Below are 21676 nucleotides of genomic sequence, written 5' to 3' on the forward strand. Positions count from 1 at the left end.
TGGGCCACCCACCTATTGACGATAGTTGGGTGGCCCTTTTTTAATTATTACTCGTAGCGTTTTTCTGTTACGAATACCGGAGGCTTCCAGTTGGGGCCTTTTATGGTTTTTCCATTCTCATCGCTTGCCAGCACCCCATCTCTGAAAAGCGAGTTGTAGGCGTCAACTAGTTCACCTTTTAAAATTGCATCTCGACGGTATCTTCCATACATACTGTCAATTCGCATAGCAGGCCAAAATAGCGCGAAATGCGAAACCACATCTGCTACCGGCTCATTCTTGATAATTTGCTCGACTATGTTCATTGGCCGAAGCTCCTCATGTTCTTCTCGTATTCTCTTTGGTCTTGCGCATTCATGGCGTTAATTGCTTCCTTTGTGTAGAGGAGTGTCAATTCGCTTCCAAGCTTATAGTCCTCAAGGGTCGCAGTATGTGCATTGTTCCATATGGGGGAGTATTCGGAGGGAGAGATGTCGTCGCCGTAGCCGAAAGCTCTGTAACGCTCTAGCTCCCTTATTTCATGAGTGTAGTAACGCAAGTCGATATCAGTGAGTTCCCGGTGCCCACTCAGGATCTTTTCCAAGCGTTGAATCATGATGTCGTTGGCGTCCGATTGATTTAGCCTCGCGATATGTAACTTTACAGTATCAATCCCTGCTTGTGTGATTACGGCCGTACGCCAATCCAAATCAAGTATTGGCCCACCAGCCTCTTCTGGATTGAAAGCACGTCCGCTGTATTTTCCGTTGACAGAAGCACCTGCATAGGGACTGCTGAACATCACGTACTGAGGCGCAATACCTGACTCAGTTGGAAACACGCAGATGAAACCACCAAAGCGGTAAAGATCCAGCGCAGGTGATGTATCGACTCTTCCTTCGAGAGATTTGAGGGTTGTGCCATTGTAAGCGACAACGTTCGGTTCTTTCACCGGAAGTTCCGTTGATGCATCGCCCGGCCGAACAATCGGCGTCCAGGTCATGCTTGCGCCAGGCGCGTCGGGATGATGGACGCTGTAAACGTTCAGACCTGGATCATAGGTGGCGAGCCGCACCGGCACTTTGCTAGGCACCGTTGTGCCATTTGCAGTGGCAACAACGAACTCCGTGGTGTTTTCCATGGTTTTGGAGCCCATGGCGACCGACAGTTCGACCTCACCATTGGTGTGGGCGATGGCATACAACTCGTCGACATCATAGGTCGTGAGATCCGAGAGCGGCACGCTCAAGGCGTATGGTTCTTTGTTATCCCGTAGCGCGTAGTAACCCAGTGCTGCAACGCCAGCAACGATCACAACGCCTGAAGCTGTTCCGACGACCGCTGCCAAAGCCGTGATTGCAGCGGCGGCGGCCGAGCGCACAGCAGCCCTGATCGCGAGGGTGGTTGCCGCATCGACCGCTAATGTTCCCGCTGCAACAGTGAACACCGGATCGCTTGCCGCCGCCGCGCCCGATACGGGAAATGGGCGAAGGGTTTGTGCGGTGTTCAGCGACTCCATTGCATTGCGGCGTGCTTCTTCCTCGGCTAGCCGTTGATTTTCCAGGCGCAGCGCCTCGACTTGACGCTGTACTTCGGCCTCTGCTTCCCGACGAGCCTGTTCCGCCGCGATATACCGTGCGGCGGCCTCAGCGGCAATCCGGGCTTGTTCGGCGGCTACTCGTTCGGCTTCTGCCAATGCGGCTAACCGGGCCTGCTCTTGCGCAAGGGCTAGTGCTTCAGATTCCGCCCTTATTCGTGCCTGTTCAGCAGCGATTCGTTGGGCTTCTGCCGCTGCGGCGGCTTGCTCCTGATCATTGGCCTGTACGGTGGCCAACCACTTATATACTTCAACTTGTTGCTGGTTGAGCATCTGGATTGATAGCGTTAGCAAATTCGCTTCGTGGGCAGCTCGGTACGACGCGGCCCAAGCCTGCATCGCAATTCCTTTCGGGCTAACCTTACTATCGATGCTCTGTGCTTTTCGGTAGTAATCATGAAAGTCTTTATTGAGTGGGGTATCTCCAAAGAACTGATGGGAAAGTAGCGTTTTTTGATGAGCTTCAGCGGTTTTTCTGGCAATTAGTGTGTTGCGTATTCCTAGTTCTCGAATTATAGCCTGCGCAGGAGGAAGGGGGTGAGTGGGGCCTTCTAACCGCGTTGCGGCCAGATCTTGCTCTATGGATTGTGCTATTTGTTCTGTACGCGTTTGGAACTCACGATCAGTTTTCATGCTGTGAGATTTATATTCTAGTGAGTTAGCTACTACGTTATGGGGAATGCCAAACATTCCACTGTGAGGGAGGGTTGGGGATGTTCCGCGAATTATGGGTATGTTGGGAGGCGCTATTGCTGTGGTATGGATGGCTTCAGTTAATACCAATGGTGGGGGTTTCTGCATATTCATGTCCTTTTTGAATGTGCTTGATGAATCGCTGAGCATTAAGTGCGCGAGAGCGGCTGGTAGTGATGTCCGTGTCGCCCGCGAATTCTTGATGCGTGTTAATTTACGGCAGACTCGCGCTTGAATGGTCTGAGAAGATTGTGAGTAATTACGTCAGGAATGTATGGAAGTTCCCAGGGTAAGAGTTATTTCTCTATAAAAATCGAAATTTCTTACGTGGTTACAGGAGGCGTTTCGTACGAGCGATTTGCCGAATTCTGTAAGAAGCCCAATTAAAATGGTAAAATTGATAGAACTGTTCGCTTCTCAAGTGTCGGCAAGGTCACATTGACTGACCTTGCCGGCTGCTGCATTTGTCGGTTGGAAAATCCTTTGCCATCGATCAGCGGGAAAAATATTTGAATACCAGTGCCTTCAGATTGGCGGCTGTCTGTGCGTCCATTTTTCCGTCGAATTTTTCCGGGCGAAAATGCATCTGGAATGCCCGCACCAACTGTTGAAAACCACCTTCCGTCGAGGCGCCCGAAACATCGTATCCATAGGACTTGAACAGCCCCAGCAGTTCGCTTCGGCCCGGAACGCCCGATGTGGTGTATTGGCTCAGATACTGGTCCCTAGTGGCCTCATCGAACCAGGCGCCGACGCCTTTCAGGTACAGCGCCCTCCAGGGAAACATCGGCCCCGGGTCGCTTTTGCGGCCGATTGAAATATCGGAGTGGCCCAACACCTGCGTCGGCGTGATATCCGGATAGCGCTCGAGGATGTTCAGCGCCAGTTGTTCAATCGCGGCAATCTGCTCGGGGTGATACGGCGGGAAGGTGAATTCGCCGTTGTTGTCAGTCGCCAGGTTGACCACTTCAATGCCGATAGACGTGTCATTCAGATTGCTGCGGTTGCCCCACTGACTGACACCCGCGTGCCACGCGCGATGGGTTTCATCCACCAGGTTGAACACTTCCTGCCCGGTATAGCCGGCTTTCAGGTAGCTGGGGTCGGTGATATCTGGAACCAGATAGTGCGCGCTGACATTCGGGCCGGTCAGGGCACTGACAGAGCTCGCAAAGTCAGCGGCCGTGTAGTGAAGAACCAGAAAGCGTATTCGACTGTTGACGCTTCGGGTTGAGCGATAATGGTTGTATTTGATGGGCTTCATGGTTGCACTCGCAATAAGTAAGTTTGAAGCCGGACGAAGATCAAAGTTGTTCGCCGACTTGCTGGTCAACTTAATGGCCCGAGTGCGATAGGTGTTTACCTATGCTTGTAGGTGCTTTCTGAAAGAAATGTAGGAGCCAGCCTGCTGGCGATGGACTCCAGTGCGCCGCGTTTATCCAGTTCACACGCGTTATCGTTAACGGCCATCGCTGCGATGCGGCGACCCGACAAGCCAGCTCCTACAAAGGACCGTGCCCACGCTGAAAATGAGGCCCATAAAAAAGGCCGCTGCAAACGCAGCGGCCAAAGTAAGACGTTGGATCAGGAGCTACAAATCAACGTCAGTGAACGCGGGGTGATGAACCGAATCCTCGATGCATCTGAAATCTTTCAGTCACGGCGCAGGCTCCGTGACAGTCAGGTAAGAATAAGCCCTCGGTGCTGTAGGAAAAATACCAATTCCCGACATGCACTGTTGCAGCCCCGGCAACAGTCAGGATTCGGCTGCTCGACGTCCGGGTGATGACCCTGTGCCAGTCATCCTTTAGAGGTACACCACGAATACCTCTTTGGTGCGCTTATCGATCCCGGTGCCCCGGCAGTAGGGTGACGCCTTCTGTCACTCACCGGGGAAGACGCATGACAAAAACAACAATGCGCGCCATCTTCAAACCGCAGGCGCTGGCGGCCGCGGTCGCATTGGGCTGCTGTGCCCAGGCTCAGGCCATTTCGTTCAGCATCGGGGAAATCGAGGGGACGTTCGACTCCTCGCTGTCAGTCGGCGCGAGTTGGGGCATGCGGGATGCGGATGATGCTCTGGTAGGCACCGTCAATGGCGGTTCCGGTCAGTCTTCGACCGGTGACGACGGGCGCCTGAACTTCAAGAAAGGTGAAACCTTCTCGAAGATCTTCAAGGGTATTCACGACCTTGAACTGAAGTACGGCGACACCGGTGCGTTTGTGCGTGGCAAGTACTGGTACGACTTCGAGCTGAAGGATGAAAGCCGCCCATTCAAGGACATCAGCGATCACAATCGCAAAGAAGGCGCCAAGTCTTCAGGCGGACAAATCCTCGACGCATTCGTCTATCACAACTACTCCCTCGCCGATTTGCCGGGCACGGTGCGTGCCGGCAAGCAGGTGGTCAGTTGGGGTGAGAGCACCTTCATCGGCAACTCGATCAACAGCATCAATCCGGTCGACGTGTCCGCGTTCCGTCGCCCTGGCGCCGAGATCAAGGAGGGCCTGATCCCGGTCAACATGCTGTTCGCCTCCCAGGGCCTGACGGAGAAGTTGACCGTGGAAGGCTTCTATCAACTGGAATGGGATCAGACGGTCGTCGATAACTGCGGCACCTTCTTTGGTGTCGATGTGGTGGCCGATGGCTGCAACAAGGGCTACACCGTCGCCAGCCCGGCCATTGCACCGCTGCAGCCGATTGCTGCAGCCTTTGGCCAGGGCTTCGAGGTCAGCAAAGAGGGCGTGATCGTTCCCCGTGGCGGCGACCGTGATGCCCGGGATTCCGGACAGTGGGGTACGGCGTTGCGCTGGCTGGGGGACGACACCGAGTACGGCCTGTACTTCATGAACTACCACAGCCGCGGCCCCAGCGTCGGGACCACCACCGCCGGGCTCAGTACGTTGGCAAGCCTTCCGGGAATCGTCGCCGCCGCCAACCGAATCGCCCCCGGCAGCGGTTCAGGCCTGGCCCAGAGTGTGATGCTCGGTCGCGGCCAGTATTACCTCGAATACCCGGAGGACATCCGCCTCTACGGCGCCAGCTTCGCCACCACCTTATCGACCGGCACTGCGTGGAGCGGGGAAATCAGCTACCGCCCCAACCTCCCGGTGCAGGTCAACACCAATGACCTGACCCTGGCCATGCTCAATCCGATTGCAGGCGGTGCGGCGTCGCCCATCGCCACGTCACCGGGGGCTGACAACACAGGTTACCGCCGCAAGGAAGTGACGCAGATCCAGAGCTCCCTGACGCACTTCATCGATCAGGTCGCCGGTGCGGATCGCCTGACGCTGGTGGGTGAGGCGGGGGTGGTTCGGGTCGGTGGCCTGGAAGCACGCAGCAAACTGCGCTACGGCCGCGACTCGGTGTATGGCCAGTATGGTTTCGGCGGCGACACCGGCGGCTTCGTGACCTCGACTTCATGGGGTTATCGCGCCCGGGCCATCCTCGACTACAACAACCTCATCGCCGGGATCAACGTCAGGCCCAATCTCTCGTGGTCCCACGACGTCTCCGGCTATGGCCCCAACGGCCTGTTCAACGAAGGCGCCAAGGCCATCAGCCTCGGTGTCGATGCGGACTATCGCAACACCTATACCGCGAGCCTCAGTTACACCGATTTTTTCGGTGGGGACTACAACGTCCTCACTGACCGGGACTTCGTGGCGTTGAGCTTTGGTGTGAACTTCTGATCTGGCTGAAAAGGATGAATTCAATGCGCAAGATGATTCTGCAATTGGGCACCGTTCTGGCTCTGAGTCTGCTGGCCGCCAAGGTGATGGCCGCGGTTTCGCCGGAAGAAGCCAACAAGCTCGGCACCAGCCTGACCCCGCTCGGTGCCGAGAAGGCCGGCAATGCCGATGGTTCGATTCCGGCCTGGACCGGTGGCATCCCGAAAAACGCTGGCGCGGTGGACAGCAAAGGTTTCCTGGCCGACCCGTTCGCCAACGAAAAGCCATTGTTCGTGATCACCGCAGCGACCGTCGACCAGTATAAGGACAAGCTTTCCGACGGCCAGATCGCGATGTTCAAACGCTATCCTGAGACTTACAAGATTCCGGTCTATCCCAGCCACCGCACCGTGGCGTTACCGGCAGAAATCTATGAGTCGGCCAAGCGCAGTGCACTGAACGTAACACCGATCAACGACGGTAACGGTCTGGCCAACTTCACCGGCAATCGCTACTACGCGTTCCCGATTCCGAAGAATGGCGTGGAAGTGATCTGGAACCACGTCACCCGTTACCACGGCGGCAATCTGCGTCGCACCATCACCCAGGCGACACCGCAGTCCAATGGTGATTTCACGGTGATCCGCTTCAAGGACGAAGTCGCCGTGCCGTCGTTGCTCGGTGATCTGAAACCGGGTAGCGACGATAACGTGCTCAACTACTTCAAGCAGGAAGTGACCGCACCGGCGCGGCTGGCGGGCAACGTGTTGCTGGTTCACGAGACGCTCGATCAGGTCAAGGAACCGCGCAAGGCCTGGATCTACAACGCCGGCCAGCGTCGGGTACGGCGTGCGCCGCAGGTCGCCTATGACGGTGTCGGCACCTCATCCGATGGCCTGCGCACCACCGACAACTTCGACATGTTTTCCGGCGCGCCGGATCGCTACGACTGGAAGCTGATCGGCAAGAAGGAAATGTACATTCCCTACAACAGCTACAAGCTCGACTCGCCAGACCTCAAGTACACCGATGTGATCAAGGCCGGGCACATCAACCAGGACCTGACCCGCTATGAGTTGCACCGGGTCTGGGAGGTCGTCGCCACGGTCAAGCCGAGCGAGCGGCACGTGTACGCCAAGCGCCACATGTACATCGACGAAGACAGCTGGCAGGTGGCGCTGGCCGACCACTACGACGGGCGTGGACAGCTCTGGCGCGTCGCCGAAGGGCATGCCCAGTTCTACTACGATCACCAGGTGCCGGCCTATACCGTCGAAGCGCTGTATGACCTGATTGCCGGTCGCTACATCGCACTGGGAATGAAGAACGAAGAAAAGCGCAGCTTCGAGTTCAACATCGATGCAAAAGCGGGGGACTACACACCGGCAGCCTTGCGTAGCACGGGGGTCAGGTAGGTTTCCTACAGGCTCCTACACAAAAGGGTGACTTTGCGGTCACCTTTTTTATAGGGGGCGATCAGTGTGTTGAATACTTCTTCAACAAGCGCTCGGGAGGGGTCTAGGGTGGCGCCAGAATTATAAAAAAAGGCGCATCACAATGACTGCAATGACGCACTGTCCGGACCGCCCTGGCCTTGTGCCCCGACTGTCGTCCCATCATCTGTCCCGCGAGCGGCTGGTCGAGCCCATGCTGGTGTCAACCGCGAGGGTGAAGTTGCTTTGCGCACCGCCCGGCAGTGGCAAGAGCGCGTTGCTCAGCGAATGCCTGCTGCGGGCGCCGGAGCACTGTCGGGTCTGTTGGCTGCCGCTGGCGGGGGCGTCGTTGAGTGCTGCCGATTTTCTGTTGCGCCTGACGCAAGCGCTGGATCTGCCCTCGGCGGATGAGCCCGGGCTGCTGACGCATCTGGCCCGATTACAGACGCCGACCTGGCTGTTCCTGGATGATTACTGCCGTGCACCCAACCCGGAACTCGACCGGATGCTCGATCGCCTGTTGGCCGTCGCCAACCCGGCGCTGACCTGGTGGCTGGGTTCCCGTCGTCGACCCTCCTGCAACTGGCCGCGGCTGCTGCTCGATGATGAGGTGTACGAGTGCGAAGGCCGGGCGCTGGCGTTTACCGAGGCCGAGGTCGGGCAGTTGCTCGGTCATGTCGAGCCGACCCTGGCGGCCCGGACCGCCAGGAGGGTGGTTGAGCGTAGCGGTGGCTGGTGCGCTGGCGTGCGGATCGCGTTACTCAATGGTTGCCCGTGGTCGGGTGAGCAGGGGCGTTCGGCAACGTTGCTCGATTATCTGCAGCACGAGTTGTTCAACACCTTGCCGCCGGAGTTGGTTGAGGTCTGGCAGGTGTTGGTTCATCTGCCACGCTTCAACGCCAGCTTGTGCGAGCATCTTTTCGGTACGGGAGAGGGCGCGCAGTGGCTGCACGCGTTGCAGGACATGGGCTGCTTCATTGAGCCTTGGGAAGACTCCGTCGAGTGGTTGCGGATCTTCGAGCCACTTGCCCGGGCAATGGCTGAAGAGCCGACCCCGGCCGGGCGATCCTGGCATCGCCGCGCGTGCCAATGGTTCAGCGCCGAAGAGGACTGGCAAGGTGCGTTCGAGCAGGCGCTGTTGGCGCAGGAGTTCGAAGTGGCGGTCAGTCTGTTGCAGCACTTCAGCCTCGAACATTTGTTCCGGCGCGAAAATGTCTGTCTGTTGTTGAAACTCCACGAGCGTCAACAGGCTGAGTTGACCCTTGTTACGCCGCAATTGGTAGGACTGGTCAGCGCGGCGTTGTTGTTTGCCGGACGTTTCGATCCTGCCGCCGCGTGTATCGAGCAACTGGCACGATTTACCCCGCAGCCTACGCAGGCGCTGCAACGGCAACTGCTGGCACGCTGGCAGGCGCAACAGGGCTGGCTGCTGCATTTGCAAGGTCGTATGGAGGCGGCCCGCGGGCACTTTCTCGAAGCGCTGGCCGAGCTGGGCGTCGATGCCTGGCCGGCGCGAGTGTTGTGCCTGTCAGGACTGACCCAGCAGGCGTTACTCAACGCCGAACTCGATGTGGCGCAGACGTTCAATCGTGAGGCACTGTGCCTGGCGCGCGCCCAAGGCTCCCTGTTGTTCGAAGGGCTGCTTGAACTCGATCATGCGCAGTTGCTGGAGATGCGCGGAGCGCCCCGACGCGCCGAGAGCTTGTTGGCTGATACTGTTGCGCTGTTGTCTCGAGAGGCTGATCGACCGACGCCGCTGTTGGGACGAATTGCCCTGCGGCGAGGACGCTTGGCTCTCTGTCAGGGACAAGATGAGCTGGCCGCCGGTTTCTTCCAGTCCGGCCTGGAGGACTGTCTGCAAAGCCAGGACAAGCACGCGCTGTATGGCTTTCTCGGGCAAGCGCAGATGGCCGCCAACCAGCGCGATTATGCCCATGCGTTTGATCGTCTGCGCGAAGCCGAACGGTTGATGCAGCAACGGCAGATCCCCGACACGGTGTATCGCAGCGTACTGCTGCAAATCAGCAGTCATTTCTGGCTGCAACAAGGGCGCCCGGAGTTGGTCCGGGAAGCGCTGACCCGAGTCTTGCGTCATTATCGCGGGGCCCATGCACGCCAGGCACCACCCGCCACGCTGCAACTGATTGCGCGTATCGAATACCAGTTGGTGTTGGCCGAGACTCAACTTCAATTGGCGCAATGTCCATTGGATCGCCTCAAGGCGTTACTCAAGCAGGCGCAACAACAGGCCATGCTGGCGCTGGAAACGGAGTTGCAATTGGCAATCTGCGAAGTGGCGGACCTGACGGGCGAGCCGGACATGGCTCATGCCGCACTGGAGGCTGGACTGGCCTTGGTGAAGCGTTGTCATGGGCAACAGGCATTGCGTGATCTGAATTTGCGCCAGCCGGGTCTGATCTGTCGTCTACAGGGAGCGGCGCCAGTGGTCGACAGGGGCACCGATGTCAGTTTGCTGAGCGGGCGAGAGCTTGAAGTGCTCGACCTGATCGCCCAAGGCAACTCCAATCAGCAAATCGCCGAACAACTGTTCATTTCGTTGCATACGGTGAAAACCCATGCCCGGCGCATTCACAGCAAGTTGGGTGTGGAGCGACGCACACAGGCAGTTGCCATGGCGAAAAAGTTGGGGTTGATAATGCAGGTTTGTTAAGTGTTGGTTTTTGGTTTTGAAATGAATTAAAGGCATGCCAACCCTGCCTGGTTGGCACAGCTGTCGCAATCAGGTTGCGGAGGCGGCGGGTTCATGACCCATGCGCCAGCTCACCGCACGGCTGGCGGATAACAGGCTTTGCGCCGCCGGTCCGTTTTCATCGGCATGGAACAACGAAGTCGGCCCCACCACTGTCAGCACGGCAACCACTCTGCCCATCGCGTTGAACACCGGTGCCGACAAGGCATCCACCCCTGGCAGCAGCAAACCATGTACATGGTGCAAACCGCGTGCGCGGATTTGTTCGCACTGGGTCGCGTAGGCCTGATCGTCTGCCAGCACATGGGCTGCGTGGGCCTGCAATTCCTGCACGCGCAGATCCTCGGTCTCGCGTTTCGGCAGGTAGGCGCCAAATACCAGTCCCGTCGAAGAACTGAGCAGCGGCAGCACTGAGCCCAGTTGTGTCACCACCGTCACCGCACGCACTGCCGGCTCGATGTGCACCACGGTCGCGCCCTGATTGCCCCAAACCGCCAGAAAGCAGGTTTCGTTCAAGTCGTCGCGCAGCTCGGCCAGGGGCAGGGCGGCGACTTTCAGCACGTCCATACTGTTGAGTGCTGCCAACCCCACGCGCAAGGCTTCACGGCCCAGGCCGTAATGGTTGGTCGCTGCGTTCTGTTCTGCAAACCCGCTGGCGATCAGCGCCTGCAAATAGCGGTGGACCTTGCTCGCCGGCATCTGCACGTGTTCGGCCAGGCGCGACAGCGAAGTCGAAGGCGACAACTCGGCCAGAGCCTTGAGGATGTCAGTGCCCACCTCGGCCGAGCGGACTTTCTGTTTACCGTTGTTGTCGCTGGTTTTTTCCATGGTGGCTGGGATCCCGGGACGAATGGGCGTCTTTATAGCTTGACGGTCAATACCAATCAAATTACGTTATGCGTAATCAAATTACGATAAAAATAACCCAGGCGTGCCTCGACCTCTGCAGCAGAGCGAGCGGCCACTGCCGACTCCCTGTTCAGGAGGCTCCATGAACCCCGATTCAACGATGCCAGCGCTGGCCTACCTGTCAGGCTTCGGCAACGAATTCAGCAGCGAAGCCTTGCCCGGCGCACTGCCTGTCGGCCAGAACTCCCCGCAAAAAGCCCCGTACGGTCTCTACACCGAGCTGTTTTCCGGCACGGCGTTCACCATGCCGCGCAGCGAGGCGCGGCGGACGTGGATGTACCGCATTCAGCCGTCGGCCAATCACCCGGCATTCGTCAAGCTGGACCGGCAACTGGCCGGCGGCCCGCTGGGTGAGGTGACCCCCAACCGCCTGCGCTGGAACCCGCTGGACATTCCCGCCGAGCCGACCGATTTCATCGACGGCCTGGTGAGCATGGCCGCCAACTCGGGCGCGGAAAAACCGGCCGGTATCAGCATCTACAACTACCGCGCGAACCGTTCCATGGAGCGTGTGTTCTTCAACGCCGACGGCGAGATGTTGCTGGTGCCTGAACTGGGGCGCCTGCGCATTGCCACCGAACTGGGCGTGCTTGAACTGGAACCGCTGGAAATTGCCGTGCTGCCACGTGGCCTTAAATTCCGCATCGAGCTGCTCGACCCGCAGGCCCGTGGTTATGTCGCCGAAAACCATGGCGCGCCGCTGCGTCTGCCGGACCTGGGGCCGATTGGCAGCAATGGCCTGGCCAATCCGCGGGACTTCCTGACCCCGGTGGCGGCCTACGAGAACCTGCAACAACCCACCACGCTGGTGCAGAAATTCCTCGGACAGCTGTGGGCGTGCGAGCTCAATCATTCACCGCTCAACGTGGTTGCCTGGCACGGTAACAACGTGCCGTACAAATATGACCTGCGCCGTTTCAACACCATCGGCACCGTCAGTTTCGATCACCCTGATCCTTCGATCTTCACCGTGCTGACCTCGCCGACCAGTGTCCACGGCCTGGCCAACCTCGACTTCGTGATTTTTCCGCCGCGCTGGATGGTGGCCGAGAAAACCTTCCGTCCACCTTGGTTCCATCGCAACCTGATGAACGAATTCATGGGTTTGATCCAGGGCGAATACGACGCCAAGGCCGAAGGCTTTGTGCCCGGCGGTGCGTCCTTGCACAGTTGCATGAGCGCCCATGGCCCCGACGGAGAGACTTGCACCAAAGCGATCAACGCGGACCTCAAACCGGCGAAAATCGACAACACCATGGCCTTCATGTTCGAGACCAGCCAGGTGTTGCGCCCGAGCCGTTTCGCCCTCGATTGCCCGCAACTGCAAAACACTTACGATGCCTGCTGGGCTACGCTGCCCGCCACTTTCGACCCGACCCGGAGATAACCCATGACGCAGACTTCCATCACTCGCAGCTGGGTTGCATCCGCCAACGACCATGCGGATTTCCCCCTGCAAAACCTGCCGCTGGGCGTGTTCAGCCTCAACGGCTCGGCACCGCGCAGTGGCGTGGCCATTGGCGAACACATCTTTGACCTGCAAGCGGCCCTTGAGGCCGGTTTGTTCGATGGCGCTGCGAAAGCAGCGGTCGAAGCGACCCTTGGCGGTCAGTTGAATGCCTTCTTCGAACTGGGGCGTGAGGCTCGCGTCGCGTTGCGCGAGCGTTTGCTGGAACTGTTCGCCGAGGGTAGCACCCTGCACGGCAAGATCGAAGCCCAGGGCGCAAAACTGCTGCCGCTGGCGGCGGATTGCGAGATGCACCTGCCGGCAAAAATCAATGACTACACCGACTTCTACGTCGGCATCGAGCACGCGCAGAACGTCGGCAAACTGTTCCGTCCCGACAACCCGTTGCTGCCGAACTACAAGTACGTGCCAATCGGCTACCACGGTCGTGCATCGACCATTCGCCCGTCCGGTACCGACGTCCGCCGCCCGAAAGGCCAGACGTTGCCGGCCGGTCAGAGCGAACCGACGTTCGGCCCTTGCGCACGCCTGGACTACGAACTGGAACTGGGCATCTGGATCGGCCAGGGCAACGATATGGGCGACTCGATTGCCATCGGCGACGCTGCCGATCACATCGCCGGTTTCTGCCTGCTCAACGACTGGTCGGCACGGGACATCCAGGCCTGGGAATACCAGCCTTTGGGGCCGTTCCTGTCGAAAAGCTTCATCACCAGCATCTCGCCGTGGGTCGTCACCGCCGAAGCGCTGGAGCCATTCCGCCGTGCCCAGCCTGCGCGTCCGCAAGGCGATCCGCAGCCGCTGCCGTACCTGCTCGACAAGCGCGATCAGGCCGCTGGCGGGTTCGACATTGAACTGGAAGTGCTGCTGCTCACCGAGGCCATGCGCGAGCAGAACCTGCCGGCCCATCGCCTGACCCTGAGCAACACACAGCACATGTACTGGACCGTGGCGCAAATGGTCGCGCACCACAGCGTCAACGGCTGCCAATTGCAGGCCGGTGACCTGTTCGGTTCGGGCACTTTGTCGGGGCCGGAGAACGGTCAGTTCGGCAGCCTGCTGGAAATTACCGAAGGCGGTAAAAAGCCGATCGAACTGGCCTCGGGCGAGGTGCGCAAGTTCCTTGAGGACGGTGACGAAATCATCCTGCGCGGCCGTTGCCGCCGCGACGGTTTCGCGTCCATCGGTTTCGGTGAGTGCCGCGGCAAAGTGCTGCCGGCGCGCTGAGAGGAGCGGGGCATGGAACTCTATACTTACTACCGTTCGACGTCGTCGTACCGGGTGCGTATCGCGTTGGCGCTCAAGGGCCTGGATTATCAATCCCTGCCCGTCAACCTGATCGCACCCCAGGGCGGCGAGCATCGACAGCCACCTTATCTGGGCATCAATCCGCAGGGCCGCGTGCCGGCCTTGCGTACCGATGAAGGCGAGTTGCTGATCCAGTCTCCCGCGATCATCGAATACCTGGAGGAACGTTATCCACAGGTGCCGCTGCTGTCCAAGGAGCTCGCCACCCGCGCACATGAGCGTGGCGTGGCGGCAGTGATCGGCTGCGATGTGCACCCGCTGCACAACGTCAGTGTGCTCAATCGGCTGCGCCAGTCGGGTCACGACGAACCGCAGGTGGTGGAGTGGATCGGTCACTGGGTCGGCCAGGGCCTGGCCACGGTAGAGCAGTTGATCGGTGATGACGGTTACTGCTTCGGCCCCGAGCCGGGGCTGGCGGACGTCTATTTGATCCCGCAGCTGTACGCGGCCGAGCGTTTCAATGTTTCTCTTGAGGCTTATCCTCGGATTCGTCGAGTGGCGGCATTGGCGGCGACGCATCCGGCGTTCATCCAGGCGCATCCGGCGAATCAGCCAGATACGCCATAACGGTTCACACCAACCCAATGTGGGAGCGAGCTTGCTCGCGATAGCGGTATGTCAGTCATATTGATTTGACTGACACTCCCTCTTCGCGAGCAGGCTCGCTCCCACAATGATTTTTGATCAATGAACGATGGCATTCGGCGGCAGATGCCCCAGCCGTTCCGTGAGGCGAATCCGCTGGATGGGATCGTCGGTGAGCAGCAGTGCGTGCTCCAGGTCAAAACGCTCGGCGTTCGGGCAGTCCAGCCGTTGGTACAGACTGGCTCGGGCCAGATAGTCGGCGGTGCTGGCATTGCCCAGTTCCAGGACGCGCCCGGCGTCGATCAGGGCATTGATGAAGTCGTCGTGGGAGAGGTACAACTGGCGCAGGTTGCGCGACAGCCGTTGCAGCATCTGCACCGGCTCGGCGGTGACCAGATGGTCGGCGCTGAGCTTCATGTTCGGGCCATACTGGCGCTGCAACAACTCTCGGCAATCGTTCGGATAAAGGCGGCGGCCGCCGCAGGGATCGAGCAAATGATCGGCGCCCGGCACCCGCAGCAGGAAATGCCCGGGAAAGTTGACCCCGACCATGGGGATCTCCAGGCCCCTGGCCAACTCCAGCGCAATCAACCCCAGCGTCAAGGGTTGCCCTCGTCGGCGTTCCAGTACCTTGTCGAGCAGTGCCACTTGCGGGCGCAAAGGTGTGAAGTCGTCCTGGGCAAAGCCCAGGTCGTTCATGCGCCGCAATAGCGGTTGGGCCAGTTCACTGACCGGCAGCATCGGCAAGCCACCGCTGACCCGTTGCTGCAACTCCTGGAAATCGGCCAGTACCGCTTGGGGCTTCACGTCACCGTCATGCTCGACCGCAATCCATAGCGCGGCCTCGAACAGCGCGGGCGGTGAACGTTGCAGGCAGGCGAAAAACGATTGGCGCGGGGTCATCAAAATCTCCGGGCAATGCCTCGTTTTAGTCCCCTCTCCGGCATTCGTCCAGTGCTGTACAAGCGCGAATTCCGGTTATTTCCGAAAGCCTGCATCGCAGCCGCGCTTATTCCGGTGCGCTTCTGCAATTTTCGGGCGCAAGCCTATACTGGCGTCTACAAGAAGTGATTCGGGAGCCTTACGATGTTCGCTCTCATGCAAAGTACCCGCCTTGAATCGCTGCATCTGAGCGTTGACTCGGTCACCGGCTTGAAGGCGGTCATTGCCATTCATAACAGCCGACTGGGGCCTGCCCTGGGTGGTTGTCGTTATCTTGCCTATCCCAGCGACGAGTCTGCGGTCGAGGATGCGGTGCGCCTTGCCCAAGGCATGAGTTACAAGGCGGCACTGGCGGGCCTGGCCCAGGGCGGCGGCGTGGCGGTGATCATTCGCCCTGTTCATGTGGCCAACCGCGCCGCGCTGTTCGAAGCCTTCGGGCGCTGTATCAATCAGCTGGACGGGCGCTACATCACGGCCATCGACAGTGGCACCTCAGTGGCGGACATGGATTGCATCGCCCAACAGACCCAACACGTCACGAGCACCACCTCGGCAGGTGACCCGGCGCCGCACGCGGCGATGGGCGTATTCACTGGCATTCGCGCCACTGCGATGGCGCGACTGGGCAGCGATAACCTCGAAGGCCTGCGCGTCGCCATTCAAGGCCTGGGCAACGTCGGTTATGCCCTGGCAGAACAGTTGCACGCCGCCGGGGCCGAACTACTGGTCAGCGATATCGATCACGGCAAGGTGCAACTGGCGATGGAGCAACTCGGGGCTCACCCCATCGCCAACGATGCACTGCTCAGCACGCCTTGCGATATTCTTGCGCCATGCGGTTTGGGCGGGGTGCTGAACAGTCACAGCGTGACGCAACTGCGCTGCTCGGCAGTGGCCGGCTCGGCTAACAATCAGCTGACGCATCTGGATGTCGCCGACCAACTGGAACGTCGCGGCATCCTGTACGCACCGGATTACGTGATCAACGCTGGCGGGTTGATCTATGTGTCGCTCAAGCACCGTGGTGAAGAACTGTCGACCATCACCGCACACCTGTCGAAAATCAGCTCGCGCCTGACCGAGGTGTTTGCCCACGCCCAGGCGGAAAAACGTTCGCCGGCACGGGTGGCGGACGAGTTGGCGGAAAAGGTGCTGTATCGATAATAAGATCAAAAGATCGCAGCCTTCGGCAGCTCCTACAGGGAGCTGCCGAAGGCTGCGATCTTTTGATCTTCGGACATGAAAAAGGCCCTGACTCCATCGGACTCAGGGCCTATTCAATTCGGGTGTCGCTTATTTTGCTGTTTTCGCAGCCTTGGCTGGCTTGGCCGGGGCAACCGGCTCAGCGTTTGCCTCTTCCACAGGAGCGGGCACTGCAACCGGCTCGGCGACTTCAACAGGTGCCGCAAGCAGTTCGGACAGGGCGTCCGGCTGACTCTTGAACGCCTTGGCGAACACATCGCGATTCTTCGCCATGTAGATCCCGGCTTCTTCCACTTGCTGCTCGGTCAGGGACGGAACGGCTTTTTGCAACACTTCAGCCAGCAATTCGGCCAGTTCGAGCATTTTGTCATGACGGTCAGCTTCGGCTTTATCCATGAACAAGCGCTCCAGATCTCGGCTGCTGCGGTATACCACTTCGACGGCCATTCACCACCTCACATGCCTTCACATTGGTTGTCGGTTTCGACTACTGTATCTATATACAGCTAAAGAATAAGCGAAACCCTGTCTTTTGGGTAGTGGCTTTTTAATGTAGACCGGTTTCGACATTTGTCAGGCGAGGCGCTGCACAGGTGCGACCAAACGCCACGGCGCGCAATCCGGAACGGCTCGCCATCATGGGCTGGCCTTTTTTCTGCATGCAGAACAACCGTCACGTCCAACCCGCATCATCCGGTCGAGCCGACCTAAGGAAGCATCATCGTGAAAATCAACTGGGCCGAAAAACTGCGGCAGAGCGTGCATGAACTGGCCGAGTCCCTGGGCAATCTGTTCGTCGAGACCTTTCATTACCTGGCGCTGTTCGCCATCGGTGCGGTGACCGCGTGGGCGGCGGTGATGGAGTTTCTCGGGATGATCGAAGAGGGGCACATCAAGATCGATGACATCCTGCTGCTGTTCATCTACCTGGAACTGGGGGCGATGGTCGGGATTTACTTCAAGACCAACCACATGCCCGTGCGCTTCCTGATCTACGTGGCGATCACCGCGCTGACGCGGCTACTGATTTCCAACGTTTCGCACCACAACCCGCCGGACCTGGGGATCATTTACCTGTGTGGCGGGATCCTGCTGCTGGCGTTTGCGATTCTGGTGGTGCGTTACGCTTCGTCGCAATTTCCCTCGGTGAAGATCGAAAACCCGCATCGCAAGACCGGCGCGGGTTCCAGTGAACATCCTGAGGTGGAAAAGGGCGAAATCTAGAGCCCGAGCGTTGGGCGCAGCTGCCCTTTGACGGGAGGGGGCGGCAAGGTCCGCCCGCTGCCGGCGGTCATGGATTCGAGGATGGCCACGGCGCTGTGGCCCTGTTCGATGGCAATGCCGAATTGAATGCTTTGAACCAGTCGCTTGAGGCGCTGGGGGTCATTGCGTTGTTCGGCGCTGATCATGCGTTTGGCCACCACGCGGCCACTGGTTGAGAGGGTCAGCATGATGCTGCCGTCCAGGCCCTGAATGCTCAGGTTGATCTGGTAATCCGCTGCAAAGGCATCGGTAATGAGCTGGAAAGGGTTGTCCATGATGCGTCACCGCCTGATTGAACGTGCAGTTGTTGACCGGCCGATATCGGGATTAGTTCGCAACACCAGACCATCGGCCATCTCGCTATCATTGTTCCAGCAGGGAAGTAGCAAGGCCCATGCCGGAAAAATTGTCGGACAAAAAACAGGTTCTGTAGGAGCGAGCCTGCTCGCGATGGTCGTCAACGATAACGCGTCAAACCAGATGACTTGCGGGGCCTGAGGGTTTTTCGCGAGCAAGCTCGCTCCTACAGGGGGGGCCGCGTTTTCTGCACGTTTCAGGGCAATAACGGCGGGCGTGCAACCAAAACGGTCAGCACTCCACCCAGTTCACCGCCAGTCCGCCCCGTGACGTCTCTTTGTACTTGTCGTGCATGTCGGCTCCGGTGTCGCGCATGGTGCGGATCACCCGGTCCAGGGAAATGAAGTGCTTGCCATCACCGCGCAGGGCCATTTGCGTGGCGTTGATGGCTTTCACGGCGGCGATTGCGTTGCGTTCGATGCACGGCACTTGCACCAGACCGCCAACCGGGTCGCAGGTCAGGCCGAGATTGTGTTCCAGGCCGATTTCGGCGGCGTTTTCCAACTGTTCCGGGCTTGCTCCCAGCACCTCTGCCAACCCCGCGGCGGCCATGGCGCAGGCAGAGCCGACTTCGCCCTGGCAGCCGACTTCGGCCCCGGAGATCGATGCGTTTTTCTTGCACAGGATGCCAACGGCGGCTGCGCCCAGGAAGAACGCGACCACGTCGTCGTCGGACGCATCGGCATTGAATTTCATGTAGTAATGCAGCACCGCCGGAATGATGCCCGCTGCCCCGTTGGTCGGTGCCGTGACCATGCGCCCGCCTGCCGCGTTTTCTTCGTTCACGGCCAGGGCGTACAGGTTGACCCATTCCATCGCCGACAAGGTGGAGGTGATGACATTCGGCTTGCCGATTTCCTGCAGGCTGCGATGCAGTTTCGCCGCTCGGCGTGGAACATTCAGACCGCCGGGCAGGATGCCTTCGTGACGCAAGCCCTGCTCGACGCATTCGCGCATCACCGACCAGATATGCAGCAGGCCCTCGCGAATCTCGGCATCCCCACGCCATGCCCGTTCGTTGGCCATCATCAGCTCACTGACCCGCAGCCCGTGCTCGTTGCACAGCTTGAGCAGTTCGGCGGCGCTGGAGAAATCGTAAGGCAGCACCACATCGCCGGCCGGTGCGATCCCGGACTCGGCTTCGGCCGCTTCGATGATGAAACCGCCGCCCACCGAGTAATAGGTTTGCTCGAACAGCTCGCCGGTTTCACTGAAAGCCGTCAGGGACATGGCATTGGGGTGGTAGGGCAGGCTCTCGTCAAGCAACAGGAGATCGCGGTGCCAGTCGAAGGCAATGTCCGCAACGCCTGCCAGACGCAATTTGCCGGTTTCGCGCAGGGTGTGAATGCGGCTGTCGATGGTGGTGGGATCGATTTTGTCGGGCCATTCGCCCATCAAGCCCATGACGCAGGCGCGGTCCGTTGCGTGACCGACGCCGGTCGCCGACAGAGAGCCGTAAAGGCGAATCTCCACGCGTCGCACGTCCGTCAGAAAACCCTGTTCGAGCAGTTGTTGAGCGAAGGTCGCGGCGGCGCGCATCGGACCGACAGTATGGGAACTGGACGGGCCGATGCCGACTTTGAAGAGATCGAAAACACTGATAGCCATGCTAAAGCCTGTACAAGTAATGGAAGAGAAATCGCCGCCATTTTTGTAGGACAAGCGCTATGTCGGCGATACTGCCCGCCAAGGTCCTACGTGACCAACGAAATTTCCTAAGACATCCTTTAGCAGGACTAAACGATGAGCCGTCAATTACATGCCCAGACCTACGTCTGGCTGAACGTATTTGCCTGTGCCGCGCGGCACCTGTCGTTCACCCGCTGCGCCGAAGAACTGCACATCACACCGGGGGCGGTCAGCCAGCAGATCCGCCAGTTGGAAGAACGCCTGGGCTTTCGCCTGTTTCACCGCCGCGCCCGTGGCGTGGAGCTGAGCGCCGAGGGCCAGCGCCTGGCCATTACCGTCAACGAGGCTTTTGGCAACATCGACGCGGAATTGCGCCGACTGGATGCGGGCATGATCAGCGGGATTCTGCGGGTGCGTTCGATTCCGTCGTTCCTGAGCAAATGGCTGACGCCGCGCCTGCCGCGCTTGCAGCAGCGTTTTCCGGACATCCAGTTGCGCCTGGTGGCCGAGGACAGCAGCGTGCCGTTGCATGAAGGCGACTTCGACCTGGCAATCGACCTGAACGACGGCAGCTACCCGGGCCTGTTATCCACAGCCTTGCTCGATGAACAGATTTTTCCGGTGTGTGCGCCGAGCCTGTTGCGGGGGCGTCCGCCGCTTCACGGTCCGGCAGACCTGATGCACTTTCCTTTGCTGCACGACATCACCGCCTGGCGCGGCAGCTACGAATATGCGGAATGGGAGTTTTACCTCAACGCCATCGGCTTCGAAGGGGCGGATGTGCGTCGCGGGCATACCTTCAATCGCAATCACCTGACCATCGAAGCGGCCATCGCCGGGATGGGGGTGGCGATTGCCCGACGAACCTTGCTCAATGATGAGCTGGAACGCGGGGCGTTGATCGTGCCGTTTGGTCTGGCGGTGCCCAACCACAAGCGCTACATGCTGCTTTACGCACCGGGGGCATTGAGCCATCCGGGTGTGCGCGCAGTGCACGATTGGTTGGTGGAGGAAGCGGGAGTTTTTCGCAGCCTGCACCCGTTGGGGGAGCAGCAAATGTGAGCAATTGTTACGCAAGAGCAGGGCGACCCAACTCCCGACCTTAACAGCGCTTTTACCGGTTGTCCGGCTTTTTTTGCGATTGAATATTTATCTTTTTTTAGGGGTTGAATTGTTCAGCGTACAGACCGATTGTGTAACCAAGAGGTCACGGTGATGACGCCCAAGGGCTTAGCTGACCGGCCTCTCGCGAGCTAGCTGAAATAAGGGATGAACTATGCAAATCCAAGTCAATAGCGATAACCATATTCAAGGCAGTAAACGACTGGAGGAGTGGGTACGTACGACCATTGAGAGCACGCTCGAACGCTACGAAGAGGACCTGACACGCGTCGAGGTTCACCTGCGGGACGAGAACGGCGACAAGCCGGGTCCCCACGACATGCGCTGCCAGCTGGAGGCGCGGCCAAAAGGCCATCAACCGGTTTCCGTCACCCATAAAGCCTCCACCATGGAGCAGGCGATAGACGGAGCAGCCACCAAACTTGAACATGCGCTGGAGCATATGTTCGGCAAATTACGCGGCAAACGAGCGAATGTGGTGCCCATCGAGAGTGGCACCCATGCCGACCAGCTGCTGGAAGAAGAGTTTCTGGAAAACGAACAGGCGGCGCTTAACGGCTGACACCTGATTCACTTTTTACCTTCCCATGAGAACGGGCCTGCATTGCAGGCCCGTTTTTGTTTCGGTGGCTTTTGGACGCCATGGTCATTGGCATGGGCTGTGGGCAGCCAGGTTGGCGATGAGCCAACGGGCGAGATAGAGGCTGCACCCGATCTTTTTGCATATGAGAATATTTATCATTAATATTGCGGCCTTGCCGGCCCCCTGACGCTGTCGTGGCCTCCCCGGTTTTCAGGTCGAA

General features: G+C 59.1%; 18 protein-coding genes and 1 pseudogene. 11 read left to right on the top strand and 8 right to left on the bottom strand.

The genetic code is table 11. The features are described from left to right. Nucleotides 1-47: 47 nt before the first annotated feature. The 3 genes from KW838_RS11200 to KW838_RS11210 form a co-directional block, all read right to left on the bottom strand. Complete coding sequence (locus KW838_RS11200) at nucleotides 48-305, bottom strand: immunity protein (RefSeq protein WP_126049326.1); 258 nt, start codon at nucleotides 303-305, stop codon at nucleotides 48-50. Continuing rightward, entirely contained in the window at nucleotides 302-2209 is a 1908-nt protein-coding gene (locus tag KW838_RS11205; RefSeq protein ID WP_256358805.1) for an S-type pyocin domain-containing protein, read from the bottom strand. Before KW838_RS11205 ends, KW838_RS11200 begins: the two co-directional genes overlap by 4 nt. A gap of 553 nt (nucleotides 2210-2762) precedes the next feature. Further along, complete coding sequence (locus KW838_RS11210) at nucleotides 2763-3533, bottom strand: N-acetylmuramoyl-L-alanine amidase (RefSeq protein ID WP_218501201.1); 771 nt, start codon at nucleotides 3531-3533, stop codon at nucleotides 2763-2765. Between the two features lie 638 nt (nucleotides 3534-4171). On the opposite strand from KW838_RS11210, the gene KW838_RS11215 reads away from it, so the two are divergent. From KW838_RS11215 to KW838_RS11225, 3 genes are all read left to right on the top strand, one after another. Then, nucleotides 4172-5965 (top strand): DUF1302 domain-containing protein, encoded by a 1794-nt coding sequence (locus KW838_RS11215; protein WP_218501094.1) that lies wholly within the window; start codon nucleotides 4172-4174, stop codon nucleotides 5963-5965. A 23-nt stretch (nucleotides 5966-5988) separates the two neighbouring features. Continuing rightward, complete coding sequence (locus KW838_RS11220; RefSeq protein WP_218501095.1) at nucleotides 5989-7359, top strand: DUF1329 domain-containing protein; 1371 nt, start codon at nucleotides 5989-5991, stop codon at nucleotides 7357-7359. Between the two features lie 142 nt (nucleotides 7360-7501). Next, on the top strand, nucleotides 7502-10048 hold the full coding sequence (locus KW838_RS11225) for a LuxR C-terminal-related transcriptional regulator (RefSeq protein WP_218501096.1): 2547 nt from the start codon (nucleotides 7502-7504) through the stop codon (nucleotides 10046-10048). Between the two features lie 69 nt (nucleotides 10049-10117). Here KW838_RS11225 and KW838_RS11230 read toward each other — a convergent pair whose 3' ends face one another. Continuing rightward, nucleotides 10118-10915, bottom strand: a complete 798-nt coding sequence (locus KW838_RS11230) for an IclR family transcriptional regulator (protein WP_218501097.1) — start codon at nucleotides 10913-10915, stop codon at nucleotides 10118-10120. A 163-nt stretch (nucleotides 10916-11078) separates the two neighbouring features. On the opposite strand from KW838_RS11230, the gene hmgA reads away from it, so the two are divergent. Genes hmgA through maiA form a run of 3 tightly spaced genes read left to right on the top strand, consistent with a single transcriptional unit; the run spans nucleotide 11079 to nucleotide 14339 of the window. Then, nucleotides 11079-12383, top strand: a complete 1305-nt coding sequence (gene hmgA, locus KW838_RS11235) for a homogentisate 1,2-dioxygenase (protein WP_007970332.1) — start codon at nucleotides 11079-11081, stop codon at nucleotides 12381-12383. Nucleotides 12384-12386: 3 nt separating this feature from the next. After that, entirely contained in the window at nucleotides 12387-13691 is a 1305-nt protein-coding gene (gene fahA / locus KW838_RS11240) for a fumarylacetoacetase (protein WP_102701458.1), read from the top strand. A 12-nt stretch (nucleotides 13692-13703) separates the two neighbouring features. Continuing rightward, nucleotides 13704-14339 (top strand): maleylacetoacetate isomerase, encoded by a 636-nt coding sequence (gene maiA, locus KW838_RS11245; protein WP_102701457.1) that lies wholly within the window; start codon nucleotides 13704-13706, stop codon nucleotides 14337-14339. A gap of 117 nt (nucleotides 14340-14456) precedes the next feature. On the opposite strand, the gene KW838_RS11250 is transcribed toward maiA, so the two are convergent. Then, nucleotides 14457-15260: a SirB1 family protein gene (locus KW838_RS11250; RefSeq protein ID WP_218480057.1), complete on the bottom strand. Its 804-nt coding sequence runs from the start codon at nucleotides 15258-15260 to the stop codon at nucleotides 14457-14459. 183 nt (nucleotides 15261-15443) lie between these two features. On the opposite strand from KW838_RS11250, the gene KW838_RS11255 reads away from it, so the two are divergent. Continuing rightward, complete coding sequence (locus tag KW838_RS11255; RefSeq protein ID WP_102701455.1) at nucleotides 15444-16463, top strand: Glu/Leu/Phe/Val dehydrogenase dimerization domain-containing protein; 1020 nt, start codon at nucleotides 15444-15446, stop codon at nucleotides 16461-16463. A 246-nt stretch (nucleotides 16464-16709) separates the two neighbouring features. Here the strand turns inward: KW838_RS11255 and KW838_RS11260 are convergent. Then, a pseudogene (locus tag KW838_RS11260) lies at nucleotides 16710-16949 on the bottom strand (YebG family protein); the annotation flags it as partial. Nucleotides 16950-17225: 276 nt separating this feature from the next. Between KW838_RS11260 and KW838_RS11265 the strand changes: the two are divergent. Then, a complete protein-coding gene (locus KW838_RS11265; RefSeq protein ID WP_015093539.1) occupies nucleotides 17226-17726 on the top strand; it encodes a phosphate-starvation-inducible protein PsiE in 501 nt (166 codons plus the stop codon). On the opposite strand, the gene KW838_RS11270 is transcribed toward KW838_RS11265, so the two are convergent. Continuing rightward, nucleotides 17723-18040, bottom strand: coding sequence for a DUF3509 domain-containing protein (locus KW838_RS11270; protein WP_218501098.1), 318 nt, complete (start codon nucleotides 18038-18040; stop codon nucleotides 17723-17725). The two genes, KW838_RS11265 and KW838_RS11270, sit on opposite strands and share 4 nt — an antisense overlap. On the opposite strand from KW838_RS11270, the gene KW838_RS11275 reads away from it, so the two are divergent. Continuing rightward, nucleotides 18039-18263: a hypothetical protein gene (locus KW838_RS11275; protein ID WP_218501099.1), complete on the top strand. Its 225-nt coding sequence runs from the start codon at nucleotides 18039-18041 to the stop codon at nucleotides 18261-18263. The two genes, KW838_RS11270 and KW838_RS11275, sit on opposite strands and share 2 nt — an antisense overlap. A 90-nt stretch (nucleotides 18264-18353) precedes the next feature. On the opposite strand, the gene KW838_RS11280 is transcribed toward KW838_RS11275, so the two are convergent. After that, on the bottom strand, nucleotides 18354-19730 hold the full coding sequence (locus KW838_RS11280; RefSeq protein ID WP_218501100.1) for an L-serine ammonia-lyase: 1377 nt from the start codon (nucleotides 19728-19730) through the stop codon (nucleotides 18354-18356). Between the two features lie 135 nt (nucleotides 19731-19865). Here KW838_RS11280 and KW838_RS11285 point away from each other — a divergent pair, with 135 nt between their 5' ends. Together KW838_RS11285 and KW838_RS11290 are read left to right on the top strand one after the other, a co-directional pair. Beyond that, nucleotides 19866-20813 (top strand): LysR substrate-binding domain-containing protein, encoded by a 948-nt coding sequence (locus KW838_RS11285; RefSeq protein WP_102701103.1) that lies wholly within the window; start codon nucleotides 19866-19868, stop codon nucleotides 20811-20813. A gap of 214 nt (nucleotides 20814-21027) precedes the next feature. Continuing rightward, nucleotides 21028-21435, top strand: a complete 408-nt coding sequence (locus KW838_RS11290; RefSeq protein WP_218501101.1) for an HPF/RaiA family ribosome-associated protein — start codon at nucleotides 21028-21030, stop codon at nucleotides 21433-21435. Nucleotides 21436-21676 lie beyond the last annotated feature (241 nt).

It is taken from the genome of Pseudomonas sp. PDM27 (assembly GCF_019219205.1).
In the GTDB taxonomy this organism is placed as follows: domain Bacteria; phylum Pseudomonadota; class Gammaproteobacteria; order Pseudomonadales; family Pseudomonadaceae; genus Aquipseudomonas; species Aquipseudomonas laurylsulfatiphila.

What these genes read in the sequence shown, in the direction of transcription:
- KW838_RS11225 (WP_218501096.1), top strand. Translation starts at nt 7,502, where the DNA reads ATGACTGCAATGACGCACTGTCCGGACCGCCCTGGCCTTGTGCCCCGA.
- KW838_RS11210 (WP_218501201.1), bottom strand. Translation starts at nt 3,533, where the DNA reads ATGAAGCCCATCAAATACAACCATTATCGCTCAACCCGAAGCGTCAAC.
- KW838_RS11275 (WP_218501099.1), top strand. Translation starts at nt 18,039, where the DNA reads ATGATGCGTCACCGCCTGATTGAACGTGCAGTTGTTGACCGGCCGATA.
- KW838_RS11285 (WP_102701103.1), top strand. Translation starts at nt 19,866, where the DNA reads ATGAGCCGTCAATTACATGCCCAGACCTACGTCTGGCTGAACGTATTT.
- KW838_RS11255 (WP_102701455.1), top strand. Translation starts at nt 15,444, where the DNA reads ATGTTCGCTCTCATGCAAAGTACCCGCCTTGAATCGCTGCATCTGAGC.
- KW838_RS11230 (WP_218501097.1), bottom strand. Translation starts at nt 10,915, where the DNA reads ATGGAAAAAACCAGCGACAACAACGGTAAACAGAAAGTCCGCTCGGCC.
- KW838_RS11205 (WP_256358805.1), bottom strand. Translation starts at nt 2,209, where the DNA reads ATGAAAACTGATCGTGAGTTCCAAACGCGTACAGAACAAATAGCACAA.
- KW838_RS11280 (WP_218501100.1), bottom strand. Translation starts at nt 19,730, where the DNA reads ATGGCTATCAGTGTTTTCGATCTCTTCAAAGTCGGCATCGGCCCGTCC.
- maiA (WP_102701457.1), top strand. Translation starts at nt 13,704, where the DNA reads ATGGAACTCTATACTTACTACCGTTCGACGTCGTCGTACCGGGTGCGT.
- KW838_RS11200 (WP_126049326.1), bottom strand. Translation starts at nt 305, where the DNA reads ATGAACATAGTCGAGCAAATTATCAAGAATGAGCCGGTAGCAGATGTG.
- KW838_RS11290 (WP_218501101.1), top strand. Translation starts at nt 21,028, where the DNA reads ATGCAAATCCAAGTCAATAGCGATAACCATATTCAAGGCAGTAAACGA.
- KW838_RS11220 (WP_218501095.1), top strand. Translation starts at nt 5,989, where the DNA reads ATGCGCAAGATGATTCTGCAATTGGGCACCGTTCTGGCTCTGAGTCTG.
- KW838_RS11270 (WP_218501098.1), bottom strand. Translation starts at nt 18,040, where the DNA reads ATGGACAACCCTTTCCAGCTCATTACCGATGCCTTTGCAGCGGATTAC.
- hmgA (WP_007970332.1), top strand. Translation starts at nt 11,079, where the DNA reads ATGAACCCCGATTCAACGATGCCAGCGCTGGCCTACCTGTCAGGCTTC.
- KW838_RS11215 (WP_218501094.1), top strand. Translation starts at nt 4,172, where the DNA reads ATGACAAAAACAACAATGCGCGCCATCTTCAAACCGCAGGCGCTGGCG.
- KW838_RS11250 (WP_218480057.1), bottom strand. Translation starts at nt 15,260, where the DNA reads ATGACCCCGCGCCAATCGTTTTTCGCCTGCCTGCAACGTTCACCGCCC.
- fahA (WP_102701458.1), top strand. Translation starts at nt 12,387, where the DNA reads ATGACGCAGACTTCCATCACTCGCAGCTGGGTTGCATCCGCCAACGAC.